This is a genomic window from Natrinema zhouii, assembly GCF_013456555.2.
GTDB classification, from domain to species: domain Archaea; phylum Halobacteriota; class Halobacteria; order Halobacteriales; family Natrialbaceae; genus Natrinema; species Natrinema zhouii.
On the sequence record NZ_CP059154.1, the window covers coordinates 1,942,091 to 1,961,222 of the forward strand.

Sequence of the window (19,132 nt, forward strand, 5' to 3'; positions counted from 1 at the left end):
CCATGCCCGTATCAGCATCGATGATAATCGGTCTCGAGGACCGGCTACTGACGTTCGCCGTGAACCTGCTGATCGGCGGGATGGCCCTCCATGTCGGTACCCACGTCGTCTCGGATACGCGTGAGTACGCCCACGCGGTGCTGACCGCGTTGCTCGGCGCACTGGTCTGGGCGCTCCTCGAGCCAGTCCCGCTACTCGGCGGGCTGCTGGCGGTCGTCGCGTGGGTCGCGGTCGTCAAGTGGCGCTATCGGCACGGCTGGGTCCGATCCAGCGCGGTCGGTATCGCCGCCTGGGCGGCAGCCGTCGTCGTCCTCGCGGCCCTCGAGCTGGCCGGTATCGGCTCGGTCTCGACACTCGGTGTCCCGGGTGCCTGAATCGCGTTCCCGCTGACGCTCACCGCCGCCGACCCCCCTCCACCAAATTCGTCCCCGCTGACGCACCCTCCACCAAACCTGTCCCCGCTGACGCTCTCTTTCGCCGAACCCACCCCGCTAGTGCGTTCCGCTTACGTCGCTGCGCTTGCTGACGCATTCGAACACGCGGATTCTCGCGTCGGAGACGACCACGAAATACCGATAACGACCGCGATGGCAGTGTTCACGCGATAGCAGGTCGTGTCCGCTCGAGCGTCAGCGGCGTACTGGTACTCGACAATCGTCAGCGCGCCAGCGTCGGTCCCGGATGGGTCCGTTATAATTATCTGGCCACGGAATTGGGTTCCATGGTCGCCGTTATCGGATCGCTCGTCGCCTTCGTCGTTGCACTACTCGTCGGTGGACTGGCGATATTCGTCAGCGCGCGGTTCATCGTCGACGTCGAGGACTACTCGTACGCAATCGTTACGGCGATCCTCGGCGCGATCGCCTGGGCACTAACCTCGTGGATACCGCTGCTGGGGCCGATACTCGCGCTCATCGCCTGGGTCTGGGTGATCAACTGGCGCTACCCCGGCGGCTGGGGAACGGCCGCAACGATCGGGTTCATCGCTTGGATCGCCGCGCTCGCCATGCTCTTCGTCCTCAACGTCGTCTTCCGGCTCGGCGTCGGCGCGTTCGGCGTTCCCGGTGCGTAGCGCTCTGCAACGTTTTCGGCCGGAAAGAATCGATATTCCGGCGCGTCCGGACCGAACAGCGACAGTGAATGATGGAGAATTGACCCATCTCGAATCGAATCGGCTGTATAGCACAGTATAGGCGTTCAGACGCCACGTTATGACTTCCGTATGATTTAAGCGAAGTGGCAAGTACCGACACGTATGAACAGTCGCGTCGGCTTGACAATCGTGGTCGTCGCAGTGCTTCTTATCGGAGCGGGGCCGATTGGCGCCGCCACCGGGGCCACGAACGCCGGCCAGCCGCAATCCAGTCCGTTTGCAGTTCAGCAAGACCAGATCGACGCGGACGAGGTCCGAATGGACGTCGCATTCGAGGCAAACGGGACCGCCGCGTGGACGGTCGAGTTCTGGATTCGCCTCGACGACAACGAGAGCACGACGGCGTTCGAGTCGCTGCGAGACGATATTCAGGACGATCCCGAAAACCGCACGCAGTCGTTCGCCGATCAGATGGACGAGACGGTCGCCACGGCGAGTAAGGCGACTGGTCGTGACATGTCCGCCGACGGATTCGACGTGACTACCGCGCGACAGTCGTTCGCACGGGAGTACGGCGTCGTCAGGTACACGTTCCGCTGGCACGAGTTCACCGCCGTCGAGGGCGACAAGCTCCGCGCCGGCGATGCCCTCGAGGGGATCTATCTCGACGATGGGATCCGATTACTGCTCGAGTGGCCGGACGGCTACGAGCGAACGTCGGTTACACCCGATCCGGACGACGAACGCGAGAACGCGGTGATCTGGCGGGGCGGCGAGACGGACTTCGTCTCCGGAGAACCGCGAGTCGTCGTTACCGCCGCTGGGAGCGGCTCCGGGGCCGACACGGCGATGATCGCGGGAGCCGCGATCGTCCTGGTTGGTCTCGGTGCCGTCGGCGCGTGGTGGTACCGAAATCGCAGGGAAGGGGCGGGGCAGACGGCTGACGGGGACGGTGCACCCGAGCCGAATTCCGGTCCCGGTCCCAGCCCCGACAACGGCCCCGGTTCGGCGTCCGGAACGACGTCGGCAGCGAGCGCCGGATCAGCGGCCACAGGCGCGACTGGAACGCCGGATACGGCGCTCCTCACCAACGAAGAGCAGGTGCTTCGACTTATCACGGATCATGGCGGCCGGATGAAACAGCAGGCGGTCGTCGAGGAACTCGACTGGACCGACGCGAAGACCAGCAAGGTGGTCAGCGCGCTCCGCGAGGAGGGGAAACTCGAGTCGTTCCGTCTCGGTCGCGAGAACGTGCTCTCGCTCCCCGACGCGGACGACGGAATCACGACGTATATCGGCGATGACGAAGCGGAATGAGACGAACGCACGTCGCCGTCGATTCCGGTCTGGCGAGTGAGCCGAGACGGCCGAAATCGGTAAAACCGCCAGACTGCAACGCATCGAAAACGGCGTTGAATGGCGGAAACTGTCGATGAACCCAAGTCATCGACTCGAGTGTCTATCACTACGGACAGACAACTAGCACCAATGAATCGAACCCTATCGATCACGCTGGCAGCGGTACTCGTCGTCGCGATGGTCGCGGTCCCCCTCGCCGCGGCGAGCGTCTCCTCGAGCGCGAACGGACAGGCGACAAGCGACTCCGAGGCAGGAAACGAGTCGATCAAGCCCGGTGAGCAGTTCGCCGCCGCTGTCGGCGTCCAGAACGCCGAAATCGAGGGCGACGTTTCGGAGCGGGCCTTCGGCATCCGAATCGCGAACGCGGAGACCAACGAGACGAAAGCGGCCGTCGTTGCCGCGCAGTTCAACGAAACGGAAGCGCGTCTCGCCGAACTCGAGCGCAGACTCGAGAAACTGAACGAGTCCCGCGAGGCCGGCGATATCAGCGAGGGACGCTATCGTGCGGAAGTCGCGACGACCGTCGTCGAGATGCGGACCCTCGAGCGACAGGCAGCGACGGCCGAGACGACCGCGGCTGGACTCCCCGAAGCGGTGCTCACCGAGCGCGGTATCGACGTCGACTCAATCCGAACGCTTCGAGACCGCGCCGGCGACCTCGGGGGACCAGAAACCGCAGCAATCGCTCGATCGATCGCCGGCAACGGCGATGAGCGGTCGCTCGGTCCCGACTCCGATCCGAACAGTTCGATCGACGTCGGCGGTGAAAATCGAATCGACGAAGTGGGCGTCAACGGTGCGGACGAGACTGCAGCGGAGTCGAGCGAAGCGTGACCCGGTGAGTAGCGCATGTCCGTTTTTTGCCGTTCGGTTCCGTAGACTGGTGAGATGGTCGACGCGTATGCGATGATCGACACCGCGGCCGGGACCGCCGAGGAGGTGTGCCAGACCCTGCGCGCTGCAGAGGGAGTGATCGACGCACACGTCATCGCAGGCGACTTCGACATCATGGTCGAGTTAGCGGGCGACGAGCCACACGACATCCTCGAGACGATCACCGACACCGTTCGGTCGCTCGAGGGGGTCGGGATGACGCGAACGTACATCTGCATCGACTGAGCCAGCGAGTCTGCCAGTCGCCCGACCCCGATGGGCCAGAACAGCGTCGACCGTTCGTCCGCGACTTTAAGTACGAACCCGCGGCCAGACGGCCCATGATCGACGACGCGATCCGCGTCCTCGCGGGCGACTGCACCGTCATCGCCGAGGACGACGACCGACAAGAGTACCGCGGTCGAGTGACGACGATCGTCAAACCCGACAACACCATCCTCGTCCACGACACCGACGGCTACCAGCCCGTCGCGTGGCTGACCCGCGCCGACAGCGTCTCGAGCGATCGTACGGGCGGCTTCACCCTTGTCGCGAAGAAGGGGACCCAGACGCTGCGGATCGCGACCCACGACCAGGACGGGTTCGCCCACTACCCGTCCTCGGCGGCCGGGACGCCCATCGGGGCGTGTCCCGACTGCGGCGGCGCGCTCGTGCGCTCGAGCGGGGTCCACTGCGTCGGCTGTGGCGACCGCTACGGCGTGCCTGCGGACGCGACGATCCGTGACGAGCAGTGTGATTGCGACTGCGGGCTTCCCAAGATGCGCGTCGAGCGTGGCCTGGCGTTCAACGTCTGCCTCGACCGGGGCTGTGAATCCCTCGACGCGGCGGTCACGGAGGCCTTCGACCGTGAATGGGCGTGCCCCGAACCCGACTGCGACGGTAACCTCCGAATTCTCCGGCGCGGCGGCCTCATCGCCGGCTGCGAGCACTATCCCGACTGCGACACCGGCTTCGCCGTCCCCGCCGGCGTCGTCGACGGCGACTGCGGCTGTGGGCTACCGACCTTCGAGACCGCCAGCGGCACCCGCTGTCTCGATGCGACCTGTGATCGGGGGCTCGAGGAGGCGCTCGAGGCCGAATCCGCGGCGGACGACTGACGACTTGATCGAAACCGAGACGACCACCGTGCTATAGCCGGCTACTCAGCCGCTGCAGTGGGTGGGAATGAAAGGGGCTTTCGGGGTGTTTGCAGCAGAGATGCTCCTGAACCCGCCCACGGTTCTCAAGCTCGCACGCCCAGCAGTGTCCGTCCCACCACCACCCTCGAATGGGAATCGATCCGTAGCCACTTAGTCACGGCTCGCAAAACCCCGACTATGTCACTCGAGGGGCGGTTCGACGACGGCGTCGTCCGCGTGGGCAGCGACGCGCGCCAGCGGTATCACGACTCGCGGGGCTACGGCTATCCGCTCGAGGGGAACGAAATCGCCCTCGCGCCGGTCGAAGCGGCGCACCTCCTGTATCGGGGGGACCTCGAGGCAGTGGTCGACGCCGCCAGCGGCGAGCGTCTCGGGTTTCGGGAATTCATAGCTCGCGAGCCCGGCGAGGATTTCGGTGTCCGATTTCTGGTCTACGCGGATCTACGGTCGCGGGGCTTCTATCTCTCGCCGGCCGCGGAGCCGTGGGTTCCGAACCCGCCGAGCGGCGAGGCAGATTTCGCGGTTTTTCCGCGAGGGAAGGGGCCTCGAGACGGCGAGATTGCCTACGCGTTACGAATCATCGGCGAGCGGACCGACATTCCGGCCGCCGAACTCCGGGAGGGCGTGCTGGCGGTCGTCGACGAAGAGAGCGAGATTACCTACTTCGAAATAGGACAGCGAGATCCGACCGGCACGTCGGGTGCCGATATCACCCTTCCCGAGAACTGCGAGGCCGACCTGCTCGCGGATCGGGTCGTCGTCTGGGAGCCGCCGCTCTCCCTCTACGAGCAGACGTTCTACGGCCAGCCACTCGAGGGCCGGGAGTACGACGAACCGACGCTGCAGTGTTCGCTGCTCGAGGCGACCTACCTCGCGGAGCGAGGAGCGCTCGCGCTCGAGGCCAGCACGGTTCGCGAGCGGGGCCGCGAGGTCGAGGGCGAGCGGTTCGATCGGCGGCTGACCGTCTACACCGAGTTGCGCGAACGCGGCGTCGTTCCCAAGACGGGGTACAAGTTCGGTGCCGACTTCCGGACCTACGCGGACGTGGAGTCAGTCGAGAACCTCGGTCACTCCGAACTGCTGGTTCGCGTGCATCCCGCGGCGTACGTCTTCGAGCCGCGCGATCTGGCGCTCGACGTTCGGCTCGCCCACGGGGTGCGGAAGACGATGGTGTTCGCGCTGGTGGAGTCGAACGGATCCGACGGGGACGCGGGGATCGAGTGGTGGTCGCTCGAGCGACTGACGCCGTAGTAACCGGATCTCTCGCCGAACGCTGCTCGGTGGGTGGAACGCGCTTCTCAGTGGGTGCCGTTTTCGTTCTGGTACGTGGTAACGTGAAGACCAGCGTTCTGCCCGTACTGGCAACAGGGAATCACCACACCCTCCCCAACCGATTCACTCAGTCACTTCGTTCCTTCGTTCATCCCTCGCGTGCGTTCGAGCCGCAGTTCGCTGACGCGAACCGCGGCACAGCACGCGCCACCACGCGGAAAATCTCCTCTCACGTACGATCTCCGTCCCAGCTAGCTCGGCTAAACAAACCAACGTGAGATCGTCCTCCTGTTGCCGATCGATTTCGGGATCCTCGAGCACGCCAACGAAGGACAGACCGGAACGATTCAGCCCTGCAGCGAGTCCGCGGACGGATAGCAATCGCCTTCTACTCACCCGGAATACCTGCCCCCTCGTGCTCGAGCAGTCGCCGTTTCAGATCGAGCCCGCCGCCGTAGCCGACGAGCGAGTCCACGCCGACGATCCGATGACAGGGAACGATCACGGGGATCGGATTGCGGCCACAGGCCTGCCCGACCGCGATCGGTGCGCTCTCGAGGTCGTCCGCGATTGCGCCGTACGTTCGCGTTTCGCCGGCCGAAATCTCCGTCATCGCTCGCATAACGCTGCCCGTGAAGTCGTCAGGGAACGCGATCTCGAGGTCGAACGCCGTCCTCGTTCCCGATTCGTACTCCCGGACCTGCTCGCGGATCGTCGCCGGATCCGCACCGATCCGTGACTCGTCGAGTTCCCGCTCACACCCGAATATCTGAATCTGCATCGTCGATCGACGTTCGGCGCGCACCCTCTTTACTCTCGCCGATCGAAGATTTCGGCGACGGCGAAGCCGAAGGTTTTTGCGCGCTGCCGAGCCAAAACGCACGTAATGACCGGAGACGACCCACTCGAGGAGTCCGAGTCAGGGGAATCGACGACCGGGGAGCCGTTACCCGATGGAGGGGCTGCCGGAGCCGACGACGTCGCGCTGGACCCCTGGGGATCCTCGAGCGTCTCCGACTACCGGAAACTGTTCGAGGAGTTCGGCATCGAGGAGTTCGACGAGATACTCGAGCAGGTACCGAACCCCCACTACCTGATGCGCCGCGGCGTCATCTTCGGCCACCGGGACTACCGACCGGTCGCCGAGGCCTTACAGAACGACGAGCCCGCGGCCGTCCTCTCGGGGTTCATGCCCACCGGCGATCCCCACATCGGCCACAAACTGGTCTTCGACGAGATCATCTGGCATCAGGAACAGGGGGCCGACGCCTACGGCCTGATCGCCGACCTCGAGGCCAACTCCGCTCGCGGGCTGAGCTGGGACGAGATCGACGAGCACGCGCGCAACTACCTGCTCTCGCTGCTCGCACTCGGCTTCGACCCCGAGGAGGGCGAACTCTACCGCCAGTCGACTAACCGCGAGGTACAGGATCTCGCCTTCGACCTCGGCGCGGAGGCCAACTTCTCCGAGTTCCAGGCAATTTACGGCTTCGATGGCGAGACCGACGTCTCGCACATGCAGTCGGTCGTCACCCAGATGGCCGACATCCTCTACCCGCAACTCGAGGAGCCCAAACCGACCGTGATACCCGTCGGCCCGGACCAGGACCCCCACGTCCGGCTGGCTCGGGATCTCGCCGAGCGGATGCGCTTCTTCAAAGTCTCCGAAGCGTACGCCAGCTTCGAACTCGAGCCAGCGGAACGCGCTCTCGTCGCCGAGTTCTACGAGCGACTCGAGCCCGCCGAGTTCGACGACGACACGCTCCGCTGCGTTCACGTCGCCGAAGCGCTCGAGGAGACGCCGCTGTCGGAGCTCGCGGTCAGCGCGGACACGCTGAGTTCGGTCCTGACGAAGTTGAACGGGGCGGGGATGGAACCGATCCGACCGCGAACCCGCTTTTCCGACCGGCGGGCGACGGACGAGGCCTTCGACGCGCTCATCGACGCCATCGAGGGCGAGAAGCGAGTCTACGAGAGCCACATCGATGCCTTCGAGCTCGACCGCGGCGAGGCCGAGGAACTCGCCCGACAAGTGGAGGTCGACAACGGCGGCTACGGATTCCAGCCGCCGTCGTCGATCTACCACAGATTCATGACCGGCCTCACTGGCGGGAAAATGTCCTCCTCGATCCCGGCGAGCCATATCTCACTGCTGGACGACCCCGAGGACGGCTACGACAAGGTGAAGGCGGCGACGACCGGCGGTCGCGAGACCGCTGAAGAGCAACGCGAGAAGGGCGGTCGGGCTGACGAGTGTCCCGTCTACGAACTCTACGCCTACCTATTGGCCGGCGACGACGACGAGTTCGCCAAGCGCGTCTACGACGAGTGCGTCGGCGGCGAGCGCCTCTGTGGCGACTGCAAGGAGCAGGCCGCCCAGCTCATGCGGGAGTTCCTCGCGGAACACCAGGAAAAACGCGAAGAGGTCGAAGACCTGCTCGAGGAAGCGGATATCGAACTCGAGTCGCCGCGGCGTCGCTGAGCGGCGATCCACCGGACGGTACTGACGAGCGCTGGCGATCGGTCGATCGAGCTGCTCTGTTTTTCCGGGCGCGAGCGATAATACGTTTTCAGCGTCTGACGAAGATATATCAGTTCGGTTGTGGAACCCGAAAATATCCATGGCCCGGTCCCTTCGCGAGTCGAACGACGACCTGTTGGTCCCCGCCGACGTGCTCGGTGCGTTCGGCGTTACGCCGGCGGATCTCGGACCGGGTCCGTCCGGTGGCGATAGCCTCGAGACGGCGCTGGCCGACGCGCTCTCGACGGGTATCGACCGGCGGACGGTGCTCCGCCGGACGATCACGCGGAGCGACCGCGGGCTCGCCTGTCCGGCCCGGTACTCGGCGGCCGATCTCGAGTGCGAACTCGTCGCCGTCTTCGAGGCGATCGGCTGGTCGCTCGCGGTCACGCACACGCAAACCGGACTCCGACTCACCGCCACCGACTCCCGCGGCCGTCGCCGCGAAACGTCGGTCGAGTATCCCGACACGCCGCTGGGGACCGACAACCTCCCCGCCGTCCTCTGGACGATCAACGACGCTATCCTCGGGGGAACCGGCGCACGGTTCGTCCTCCTCTCGGCGGGCGTCGACCGCTGGCGGGCCGCACTGATCGAAACGAGTGCGCTCGAGCGGCTCCGCGATCGCTACGGCCCGCGGATCGAGGCCGTCGATCGGCCGCTGTGTCCGGAAGACGGACTCGAGGCGTACGTCCCCGCGGCGACGGCCGATGATACGACCGAACCGGACGGCGAAAGTCTCGGCACTGACGGCAACGACCCGTGGCCGCCGTGGGCGCTCGAGCGGGGCGCTGACCGGTCGCGCGATCCGACGACGAGCGTCGATTCACTCATCGACGAAGCCGAGCCATCCGCGCGACCGGAGCTGAATTCGGACGCAGCGTCTACGCACGTCTCGAGCGACGCGCTAACCGGACAACCGTCGAGGGAAACGTCGGAACAATCGACCACATCGGCTCCCTCGAGCGAAATTGACGGCTTCGAACTCCGGGGAACTCCTAGGGGCTCGAGACCTGAAGATGACGATGAGCGATCCGAGAACTGTGAGCCGGGAACGAACGGGGTCGACGAGGGGAGGTGTACAACGAGTAGCGACGAAGACGCGACGACCGCGGACGAATTCGGGACGCTCTCGGGGAGTAGTGAGACGGCACGCATCGACAACGGTTCGTTCGGGACGGAACTCGAGCCCCACTCCGAGGACGACCGCTATCAGGCGCTCGGCGCAGCGCTCGACGCGGGCGGAAACGTCTCCGTGCAGGGGTTACTCGAGGACGACGAGTTCCTCCCCGAACTGCCGGCTACCGAGTCCGCAGAGACCCGTATCGAGTTCGCCGACGGCTGTGCACCCGTTGACGTCCCCGAGGCGACGGCGACGACCGAGCGGTCGGGATTCGAATGGGTCGATACCGGCTCGCTCGAGACGGCGCGGGCCTCGGATCAGTAGCGCGTCGTCCGTCACGACGGACTGTCGTCCGATTCGGCGTGATCGGCGGGTGGGGACAGGACCGGAACGTCGACAGTGACGACCGAACCGGTCGGATCGTCCGTCTCGAACGTCACCTCACCGCCGGCGATTTCGGTCCCCCACTTGGCTAACCAGAGCCCGAGACCGCTGCCGTGTTCCAGCGGGGTTTCCGTTCCGCGCTCCAGAATAGACCGTTCGTAGTCCTCGATCCCGGATCCGTTATCCGCGATACGTATCTGTACCCGATCGCCGTCCGATTCGACCGTGACTCGAACGGACGGGTTCGGACCCGTGTTGTGCTCGATACCGTTTTCGATGAGGTTCACGAACACGGGCTCGAGGACGCTGGCGACGAAGAGATCGACCGAGGCCGGCTCACGGTCGATGCGAGCGTTCGGATACTCCTCGCTGACGGTCGCGATTCCGTCCGCGAGGAGCGACTCGAGCGGGACGGCTTCAATCGAGTCCCGCCCTCGTTCGAAGACGTCGATGATTTCGCGGGCTTTGACCCCCAGTTCTTCGATTCGTCGCGCGCTCGCCGTGATCTCGTCAGCAGCGCCCTGATCGTCCTCGTCCGCGAGTAACTCGGCGTAGCTGCTGATGACGTTCGTTTCCGTCCGGATGTTGTGTCGGAAGACGCGATTCAGGACTTCGTGGCGCTGTTGCTGTCGGACGTGTTCGCTGATATCGTGAAACGTGATGACGTGGCCGATCGTCCGATCGTGGATGTCGGTAATGGCGGTCGCCGTCACGTCGTACAGCCGGCCGTCGTGCGGGCTCTGGAACGAGCTCCCCACTGCGACCGACCCGTCCGTCGGGAGCAGCAAGTCGTCGGGAACGATCTCCTGAAGCGGCCTGCCGAGCACGTGACGGGGTTCGGTTCCCAGGACGTCCGAGCCAGCGTCGTTGATTTCGACGATGTAGTCGTGGCTGTCGGTAACGATGGCACCGTCCGGCATCCGCTCGAAGAGCAATCGGCGTGCGCGCGGGTTCGGCGACGGACTCTTCCCGAAGAGCTGAAAGCGCGTGAGTGCGCCGAGACAGGCGACGCCGGAGATCGAAAACGCGACCGGTGTGGGGTCGAGACCCGTGACCGGGATGGCACCCACGAGAAAGAGGATATTGCTCACCCAGGGTGCCAGGATCGCGACGAGAAGTGCGGCGCTTTGTCCCCTGAAGGGGAGTGAATCGTCCCGGATCAGTTCGATGAGCGGTACGGACCCGAGCAGTCCCAGCAGGTACGTGTAGGCGGTGATAATCCAGAACCAGGGCCCGGGGGTCCGACTGAGCAACAGCATACCCTCCTCGCGAACCAGGCTCGAGTCGGTATAGAGCAGGGTACTGTCGGTCAGCGCGACGACGACGGTGAGCACCGGAACGATCGAGAGGAGAGCAATGTAACGCGGCCGGACGTACCGGTCTCGGCCGGTGTACTCGAGCGAAAAGAGCACCCATCCGACCGGAATGGCGACGACGCCGATCCACCTGAGGTTCGCCCAGAAGAGCTTCGCACCCAGCGTCGACGCCTCGATGTCGAAGATCAGGAGCGCTGACCACCAGCACTGTCCGGCGAGCAGAACGACGAGTGGCGCTGCGCCCGGCTCAGGTCGTTCCTGCCAGGCGATAAGCGCCGCTGTGGTTCCGATCGCAATGGTCGCAAGTAATATTGCCGTCAGAATGGTAAGAGAGAACACCAATACGCGATAAATGCGGCCGTTATATATTAAGCGTGCGGGAAAATCGTCCCATCGTGAAATATATTCGAGTTGTTAGGTAGATCAGGGAGCGTGCACGATCAACAGGAGGACGGCGAAGACGACGAGGTACTCGCACTCGGCAGCCTTCGAGAGCAGGCGCTCGTTCTCGTACCGACCGACCAGCGACGTGATACCCAGCGAGTAGCCGATGCCAGCGAGCAGCGCGAGCCCCAGTACAGGAGGCAGGTTCCCGGTGTGAACCACGATCGCCACGAGTCCGGCCGTACAGCAGTCGATCCCGGAGAGAATCCAGCGCGTCCGGTCCACGCCGAAAACGACCGGAATCGTCAGCACACCGATCGCTCGGTCGCCGTCAATGTCGCGGACGTTCGGAATCTCCGTGTTCGTGAACACCCGGAGGAAGAAGTACGCGAAGACGACCAGCGCCGGGATCGTTATGGAGCTACCGGCGAACGCGAGCGGGAGAAAGGTCAACGTCACTGCCCACGCGAACGCGACCATGATCGTGTTGACGAGGAAGACGTCTTTCAACCGCCGGACGCGCGCGCCGGTATTGGGGATCCAGTCCGTAGCATAGCATACCCAGAACGCCCCCGGAAGCAGGGTGATCGCGAGTGCGGCCGGGCCACCGAGCACGGAGAGCGTGACGGCGAGTCCGTACGCGACCGACGCCAGCACGGAGAGCAGGTCTCGATATCGGTTGACGAACGCTGCTTGCTCAGGGTTCGACACCGCGTCGGTATCGGCGTCTGCGAGCCGGTCGTTGGTATAGACGGCGAAGACGACCAGCCCGACGACGACCGCCGCCGGACTCGGCGGCAACGAGAGGAGTGTCGAAACGATGACCACCTCGGCCATCGCGATCAGCGACAGATACACCGAACTGTACACCAGTGCGTTCCAGGCTCGGCCTGTGATCGGGGGGAGTTGGGCGAACAACGTGTTGAGTCGCACTGCCGTCGTACTACCCTCGTCAGCGAGCGTGTGATTTTTTCGTACCATAGTTACGTTTGACTTGAGAGCGACCAGTTCCGGCCGCTCTGTACCAAATATGTCGCCAGTACTGACCGATGTAAGTATGGGTTACAGCCAGATTACATGACCACTTACAGGCCGGCTACGTATCGATCAGTCGCGGACCAAACCGGAGCCGACACGGAGAAACACGCCATATTGTTCTGGCGAGCTGGTGCGGTGGGCGATGGACAATCGTCGGTCCGATCCGAACACGAGAACCGTACTGAACGCAAGATTTTTCGCCTCTCGTCGAGAGTCGGCACGTATGGCACCCGAATCCCACGAAATCGGTGTCGGCACCCAATCAATACACCAGCGGTCGGGATTCGGCTTCTTCTTCGTCCGGTGACTCCAGGCCGGTGGATCCGCGAGCGCACATCTCGGGTGCTCGAGGCGAAACCGACCGTCCCACTCCCCGTCGGGGGACGTCCCGAGCAGTATCGGAACCGCTAACTGACCGACACGCAGCCATCCAAACAAGCGAATGCAACTTCCAGCACAACAGGTCGCGGTCTTGGAGGCCGCGAGTACGGACGAGGCAACGTCCGTCGACGCCCTCGCCGCGGCGACCGACCTCCCGCCCGAAACCGTCACCGGAGCGGTCTTCGAACTCGAGGACCGGGGACTGGTCGCCGTCAGCGAACGCGTCGACGAAACGGTCGCGCTCACCGACGAGGGACGCGACTACGTCACCGACGGGCTGCCCGAGATCCGGCTCTACGAGGCCGCACTCGAGGCCGGAGCCGACGCCGATCCCGTCTCGATGGGGCAGGTCATCGGCGCATCAGGGCTCGAGGGCGGCGCGGTCGATATCGCGCTTTCGAACTACGCTCGCAAGGGGTACGGCACGATCGACAGCGGCGAGATCACCGCCGATGCTGATGCGGATCCGGACGCTGACGCGGAGGCGAACGCGCTCGAGGCGCTTTCCGACGTCGACGACGCGCCGGTCGACAGCGTCGGCGTGGATGCGGAGACGCTCGAGTCGCTCGAACGCCGCGGGCTACTCGAGCGCCGCGAGTCGACGGTTCGCGAGGTGACGCTGACGGAGCGGGCCGTCACCGAACTGATGGCGGGAATCGAGACGAGCGAGACGGTCGGCCAGGTCACCCCGGAACTGCTCACCAGCGGCGAGTGGGAGGACGTCGAGTTTTCGGAGTACAACGTCGAGGCCGACGCCGAGCGCTTCGACGGCGGCAAGGTCCACATCCTGCGCCAGACCGCCGAGCGCGTCAAGGACGTCCTCGTCGGCATGGGCTTCCAGGAGATGGAAGGCCCCCACGTCGACGCGGACTTCTGGATCAACGACTGCCTGTTCATGCCCCAGGACCATCCCGCCCGCACGCACTGGGACCGGTTCGCGCTCGAGCGGCCGGCCCACATCGACGAGCTGCCGGAGGACCTCGTCGAGCGCGTCGAGCGCGCTCACAGGGAAGGCGTCGGCGAGGACGGCGAGGGCTATCACTCCCCCTGGGACGAGGACTTCGCCCGGGCGCTCGCGCTGCGCGGGCACACCACCTCGCTGTCGACCCGCTACCTCTCGGGCGAGGAGGTCGGCGAACTCGAGCCGCCACAGCGGTACTTCAGCGTCGAGAAAGTGTATCGGAACGACACACTCGACCCGACGCACTTGCTCGAGTTCTTCCAGATCGAGGGCTGGGTGATGGCCGAGGACCTCTCGGTGCGCGATCTGATGGGCACCTTCGAGGAGTTCTACGCCCAGTTCGGGATCACGGACATCCAGTTCAAGCCCCATTACAACCCCTATACGGAGCCGAGTTTCGAGCTGTTCGGCACCCACCCGACGACGGGCGAACTCGTCGAGATCGGCAACTCGGGGATCTTCCGCGAGGAGATGCTCGAGCCCCTCGGCGTGGAGTGCGACGTGATGGCATGGGGACTGGCCCTGGAGCGACTGCTCATGCTGATGTACGGCTTCGAGGACATCCGGGACATCCACGGTACCCTGTGTGACCTCGACCTGCTGCGCGAAACGGAGGTGACCTACTGATGCCCACTGTCGATATCGACCCCGACGAACTGCGGACCCTGACCGGTCACGACGAAAAGAGCGACGACGACCTGATCGACGATCTGTTCGGCCTCGGCCTCGAGTTCGAGGGCCGCACGGAGGACGGCGAGTTCGAACTCGAGTTCGCACCGGACCGGCTCGATCGGCTCTCCGTCGAGGGCGTCGCCCGCTCGATGCGATACCAGTACGGCGACGCGCGGGGGGTCCACGTCCCCTCGCCGAACTCGCCGGAGTGGACGATCGAAGTCGAGGAGTCGGTCCCCGACGAGCGGCCGTACGTCACGGGCGCGGTCGTCCGCGACGTCGAGCTGGACGAGGAAGCCCTCGAGTCCCTCATTCAGCTGCAGGAAAAGCTCCACGCGACGATGGGGCGCAAGCGCGCGAAGGGCGCGATCGGGATTCACGATCTGACGATGCTGAAGGGGACCGCTGCAACGGAGGGCAACCCGACCATCCAGTACGTCGGCGTCGAACCCGACGAGGACCGGTTCGTGCCGCTCGATTCCGATCAGGAGATGACGCCGGCCGACGTGCTCGAGGAGCACCAGACCGGCCGGACCTACGCCGATCTGGTCAGCGAGTACGAGCGGTATCCGGCGATCTACGACAGTATCGGGCTGTTCTCGTTCCCGCCGGTCATCAACGGCCGCCGCACCGAGGTCTCGACGGACTCGCGGGACCTGTTCGTCGAGATGACGGGCACCGACCAGTGGACGATCGACAAGATGCTGAACATCGTCTGCTACGCGCTGTCGGCTCGCGGGGCCACTCTCGAGGAAGTTCGGGTCGAGTATCCCGACAGCGAGTCCGCGAACGCGGACTCGAACGGGAGCCGGACTGCGTCCGGCGGGCGCGATCTAGTGCGTCCGGACCTCTCGATGAAGACGAAGACGGTCGCCCACGACCGCATCGAGACGATCCTCGGAATCGGACTCGATCCCGACGAAGTGATCGACCTCGCCGAGCGGTCGGGGCTCAAGGCCGAAAAGAAAGAAAGCGATGCGGGTGACCTCGTCTACGAGGTGACGATCCCGCCCTACCGCGTCGACGTGCTCCACCCGCTGGACGTCATCGACGACCTCGGGCGGGCCTACGGCTTCAACGAACTCGAGCCCCGGTATCCCGACGTGGGGACCGTCGGTGGCCGCCACGAGCGCTCTCGACTCGAGAACGCCGCCAGAACCCAGCTCGTCGGATTGGGCTTCGAGGACCTGCTGAACTTCCACATGATCAGCGAGGGTGAGAACTTCGATCGGCTCGATATTGCGCCAAACGAAGACGTCTACGGGGCCAGCGAGCCCGCGACGATCAAAGAGCCCTACAGCGAGGACTTCACCATGCTCCGGACCTGGGTCATGCCCTCGCTGTTGATGGTCCTCGAGCGAAACACTCACCGATCCTACCCGCAGAATCTCGCCGAGATCGGCTTCGCCGCCGAAGTCGACGAGAGAGAGAACACCGGCGTCGCGGAGGGCCGCCGCGTCGGAGCCGTCCTCGCGAGCCACGAGTCCGGCTACGAGGACGCCAAGGCCCGACTCCAGACGCTCGCCCGCAACTTCGACGTCGACCTCGAGACGCCGCCGACCGACCACCCGACCTTCATTTCGGGTCGAACCGCGGCGGTCGTCATCGACGGCGAGGAAATCGGCGTGATCGGCGAGGTTCATCCGAAGGTGCTCGTCGAGCACGACCTCGAGGTGCCGGTGTCGGCGTTCGAGTTCGATCTCGAGGCGCTCCGGTAGGGCCGCGAGCGAAGCGAGCGGTTCTTTTTTGGTCCAGATTTTTTGCGTGAGCGGTGGTGAGCATCGCGAGCCACCCGAACGGAAAAAAGGTGGGTGCACGGCCTTCGAGTTCGATCTCGAGGCGCTGCGCTAATCGGCTCGAGTCGAGAGGCAATCGAGTTTTCTCGAGTTCGAGAGGTAGTCTGCGGTCGCGGTCCAGCGTGTTGTACCGCGAGCGACCGAATGCGCGGCGCGAAGCGCCGCGAAAAGACGAGCGGCCAACGGCCGCGAGTCAGGGAGCGAGCGGCTCTTTTTGGTCCAGATTTTTGCGCCGAGCGGTTCGCTCGCGGAGCGAGCGAATCCCGAGGCGTAAAAAGGTGGGTTCTAGAATTCGTGTTCGACGTCGTCTTCGTCGGCTTTCTGGATGATTATTTTGCCGTCCCGGACTCGGACGAAGACCTCGTCGCCGATATCCATGCCCGCGACCTCGAGTTCGTCTTCGTGGAGGTTGAGGTGGACGTTGTGGTAGTTACCGTCGTCGTCTTTCGCACCGCTTGGACTCAGCTTCTTTTTCCGTACCATCGCGGGATTCTATTCCGAACTTCGCCGTAGGATATACTTAAGTGTTTTCGACGACCCAGTGCGTAACAAGGTCACGCACGCATCGGGAGAACAACGACGAGACGGCGAACGGGTACTGGTCTAGAGATTGGGAAGAAGTGGTGTACGCTACTCACTTAAAGATACCGGCGCAGTCGGTCGGTTTTCGGGGGATATCTTTATGTCGGATCGTGTGCTTGACTGACATGGAGGCGATAATCATGGTACGCGAAGACGGTAAACGAAACTTTGCATTGCGCGAATCACCTGACGATGAGTCGAGTGTCTTCTCGGGTAACACACCCAGACAAGCGGCCCTCAAGGCGGCCCGACGGCTCGAGCCCGGCTCGAGCGAGGACGCGGCGGAACGCGTCGAGTTGAAACTACGAGAGAAGGGGACGGACAAGGTACACATCTACGACGGCTGGGCGTGGGAGGAGACGGCTCCCGACGACAAGCCCGACTGGATGCCCGACGAGATCACGGAAGCGAACGTCTCGAAGAAGGGAATCGAGCACCTCGACGAGTAAGCCGTCCGATCAGTAGTTTTCTCCGGTGTGCGATCGACCGAGAGCGGTGTCGCTCGGCCGGAGATGGCGCTACCGCGTACCGTGAGATGCCGACGAATCGGGTTCGGCGAAACAACCGAACGGACAATCACCTGAACCCAACATTGGTTTCGATCTTTTCATAATATTCGCAGAGAGGCACGATTGTCAGCGAACTAAAGGGCATAATACACGAGTTCTTTGTTAGAATACTGCCGTACAGTTGGTGATATTCTAATAAGAGAATTTATACGGTAGTTCCCGAACAGCTCAAGCGAAGCATGTGGAAGAACGTCGGACTATATCAGATAATACGGCACGAATTGGCTGGACAGTCGGGTATAAGGAGATCATTCAGCCGTAGTAAGGGGGTAGAGGCGAACAAATTAAAATGTTCTACGAATGGATTCGATCGAGGTGAATGGTCGTGATCACGATGACCAAATGGCGGACGCTGTTGCTGGCGACGATCGGGTTCAACTTCTCGTTCCTGATCTGGTTCTCCTTCGCGCCGTTCACGGGGCCGATGGCCGAGGAGTTCGGCCTCTCGCTCGCCGAGATCGGGATCCTCGCCAGCGCGGCGATCTGGCTCGCGCCGTTCGGTCGCATCCTGACCGGCTGGCTCTCCGACCGCTGGGGCGCGCCGACGGTGTTCGCCATCGTGTTGGCCTACGTCGGCGTCTTCTCTATCGCGTCGGCGTTCGCCCAGTCCTACGCCGTCTTCTTCGTCGAGCGGCTGATCGTCGCGACCGCGGGAATCACCTTCGTCATCGGGATCCAGCACGTCTCCGAGTGGTTCGACGAGGAGCAACTGGGGACTGCAGAGGGTATCTACGCCGGCGTCGGCAACGCCGGTGCCGCCGGCGGCGCGCTCATCCTCCCGCGCGTGTTCACCGAGAGCTGGAGCGGGCCGATCTTCGACACGAGCTGGCGAGCGGCCTTCTTCTACACCGGGATCGTTTCGATCCTGCTGGCAATCGTCTACTACACGATCGGTGAGGCCGCTAGAAGCGACGCGAAACGAGAGGCGACCAAGTCGACTGCGAACCTCAGGGACTGGCTCTACACTGCCACGCGCTACGGGACGGTCGTACTCGCACTGGCCTACGTGATGAGCTTCGGCCTCGAGCTCTCCATGAACGGCTGGCTGGCGACCTACTACCGCGAGGGGTTCGACACGGACAACCTCGTGCTCGCCAGCACGTTCGCCGCGACGTTCTCGGTCGCGGCCGGCCTGCTCCGACCGATCGGTGGCTACGTCAGCGACCTGCTCGCACGCAAAGAGAAGAACATCCTGCCGGTCTTCACCGGCCGCTACCGCGAGCAGTGGACGTTCGTCTCGCTGTGTTTCATCGTCGTCGCGATGGTCGGGATGACCCTCGCGGGGATGAGCGGTCAGGTACTGCTCGCCGTCGGGGCCGGCTTCGTCGTCGGCATGGGCTGTGCGTTCGCCGAGGGAGCCATCTTCGCGCAGGTGCCCGCGATGTTCCCGAACAGTTCCGGTGCCGTCGCCGGCGTCGTCGGCGGTGTCGGAACGGTCGGCGGGATCGTCTACCCGCTCGTCTACGCCGCGCCGCTGATGCCGAGCCTCCACACCGGCTACTCCGTCGTCGCGGCCACGATGATCCCCATTCTGTTGCTGTGCGCGTGGGTCTTCCAGCCCCACGTCGCCGCTCGCGCGACCGACGACGGCGTCCTCGCCTCAAGCGGCGATAGCAGCGCCTCGAGAGCACCGATCGACGACTGAGCG

Annotated in this window: 17 protein-coding genes; 13 read left to right on the top strand and 4 right to left on the bottom strand. The window is 64.2% G+C overall.

All coding sequences use genetic code 11. From position 1 onward, the window contains the following. The first annotated feature begins 2 nt into the window (after positions 1-2). The 7 genes from HYG81_RS28320 to endA all read left to right on the top strand — a co-directional run bounded on the left by HYG81_RS28320 (position 3) and on the right by endA (position 5,736). Positions 3-374 carry a hypothetical protein gene (locus tag HYG81_RS28320; protein ID WP_180839456.1) on the top strand — a complete coding sequence of 124 codons (372 nt, stop codon included), beginning with the start codon at positions 3-5 and terminating at the stop codon, positions 372-374. Between the two features lie 347 nt (positions 375-721). Continuing rightward, entirely contained in the window at positions 722-1,072 is a 351-nt protein-coding gene (locus HYG81_RS28325; protein WP_180839457.1) for a hypothetical protein, read from the top strand. Positions 1,073-1,255: 183 nt separating this feature from the next. Continuing rightward, positions 1,256-2,410: a DUF7343 domain-containing protein gene (locus HYG81_RS28330; RefSeq protein ID WP_180839458.1), complete on the top strand. Its 1,155-nt coding sequence runs from the start codon at positions 1,256-1,258 to the stop codon at positions 2,408-2,410. A gap of 171 nt (positions 2,411-2,581) precedes the next feature. Then, the gene (locus HYG81_RS28335) at positions 2,582-3,286 is read left to right on the top strand and encodes a hypothetical protein (protein WP_180839459.1); all 705 of its coding nucleotides are present in this window, start codon (positions 2,582-2,584) and stop codon (positions 3,284-3,286) included. A 54-nt stretch (positions 3,287-3,340) separates the two neighbouring features. Further along, positions 3,341-3,571: an Lrp/AsnC ligand binding domain-containing protein gene (locus HYG81_RS28340; RefSeq protein WP_180839460.1), complete on the top strand. Its 231-nt coding sequence runs from the start codon at positions 3,341-3,343 to the stop codon at positions 3,569-3,571. A gap of 95 nt (positions 3,572-3,666) precedes the next feature. Then, on the top strand, positions 3,667-4,443 hold the full coding sequence (locus HYG81_RS28345; RefSeq protein WP_180839461.1) for a DUF91 domain-containing protein: 777 nt from the start codon (positions 3,667-3,669) through the stop codon (positions 4,441-4,443). Between the two features lie 219 nt (positions 4,444-4,662). Next, positions 4,663-5,736 (top strand): tRNA-intron lyase, encoded by a 1,074-nt coding sequence (gene endA, locus HYG81_RS28350; protein WP_180839462.1) that lies wholly within the window; start codon positions 4,663-4,665, stop codon positions 5,734-5,736. Between the two features lie 409 nt (positions 5,737-6,145). Here the strand turns inward: endA and HYG81_RS28355 are convergent, their stop codons facing one another. Then, positions 6,146-6,538, bottom strand: coding sequence for a methylated-DNA--[protein]-cysteine S-methyltransferase (locus HYG81_RS28355; protein ID WP_180839463.1), 393 nt, complete (start codon positions 6,536-6,538; stop codon positions 6,146-6,148). 105 nt (positions 6,539-6,643) lie between these two features. Here HYG81_RS28355 and HYG81_RS28360 point away from each other — a divergent pair, with 105 nt between their 5' ends. Both HYG81_RS28360 and HYG81_RS28365 read left to right on the top strand, forming a co-directional pair. Then, positions 6,644-8,239, top strand: a complete 1,596-nt coding sequence (locus HYG81_RS28360) for a tryptophan--tRNA ligase (RefSeq protein ID WP_180839464.1) — start codon at positions 6,644-6,646, stop codon at positions 8,237-8,239. A 139-nt stretch (positions 8,240-8,378) separates the two neighbouring features. Beyond that, complete coding sequence (locus HYG81_RS28365) at positions 8,379-9,725, top strand: hypothetical protein (protein WP_180839465.1); 1,347 nt, start codon at positions 8,379-8,381, stop codon at positions 9,723-9,725. Between the two features lie 11 nt (positions 9,726-9,736). On the opposite strand, the gene HYG81_RS28370 is transcribed toward HYG81_RS28365, so the two are convergent. Beyond that, entirely contained in the window at positions 9,737-11,440 is a 1,704-nt protein-coding gene (locus HYG81_RS28370) for a sensor histidine kinase (protein WP_226375928.1), read from the bottom strand. A gap of 84 nt (positions 11,441-11,524) precedes the next feature. Further along, a complete protein-coding gene (locus HYG81_RS28375; RefSeq protein WP_180839466.1) occupies positions 11,525-12,466 on the bottom strand; it encodes a UbiA family prenyltransferase in 942 nt (313 codons plus the stop codon). A 499-nt stretch (positions 12,467-12,965) separates the two neighbouring features. Between HYG81_RS28375 and pheS the strand changes: the two genes are divergently transcribed. Further along, positions 12,966-14,492: a phenylalanine--tRNA ligase subunit alpha gene (gene pheS, locus HYG81_RS28380; protein WP_180839467.1), complete on the top strand. Its 1,527-nt coding sequence runs from the start codon at positions 12,966-12,968 to the stop codon at positions 14,490-14,492. Further along, positions 14,492-16,255, top strand: a complete 1,764-nt coding sequence (gene pheT, locus HYG81_RS28385) for a phenylalanine--tRNA ligase subunit beta (RefSeq protein WP_180839468.1) — start codon at positions 14,492-14,494, stop codon at positions 16,253-16,255. The genes pheS and pheT overlap by 1 nt, the downstream gene beginning before the upstream one ends. 363 nt (positions 16,256-16,618) lie before the next feature. Here the strand turns inward: pheT and HYG81_RS28390 are convergent, their stop codons facing one another. Next, on the bottom strand, positions 16,619-16,816 hold the full coding sequence (locus HYG81_RS28390) for a SymE family type I addiction module toxin (RefSeq protein ID WP_006185211.1): 198 nt from the start codon (positions 16,814-16,816) through the stop codon (positions 16,619-16,621). A 239-nt stretch (positions 16,817-17,055) separates the two neighbouring features. On the opposite strand from HYG81_RS28390, the gene HYG81_RS28395 reads away from it, so the two are divergent. Then, the gene (locus HYG81_RS28395) at positions 17,056-17,364 is read left to right on the top strand and encodes a non-histone chromosomal MC1 family protein (RefSeq protein WP_180839469.1); all 309 of its coding nucleotides are present in this window, start codon (positions 17,056-17,058) and stop codon (positions 17,362-17,364) included. A gap of 454 nt (positions 17,365-17,818) precedes the next feature. After that, the gene (locus HYG81_RS28400) at positions 17,819-19,129 is read left to right on the top strand and encodes an MFS transporter (protein WP_180843007.1); all 1,311 of its coding nucleotides are present in this window, start codon (positions 17,819-17,821) and stop codon (positions 19,127-19,129) included. Positions 19,130-19,132 lie beyond the last annotated feature (3 nt).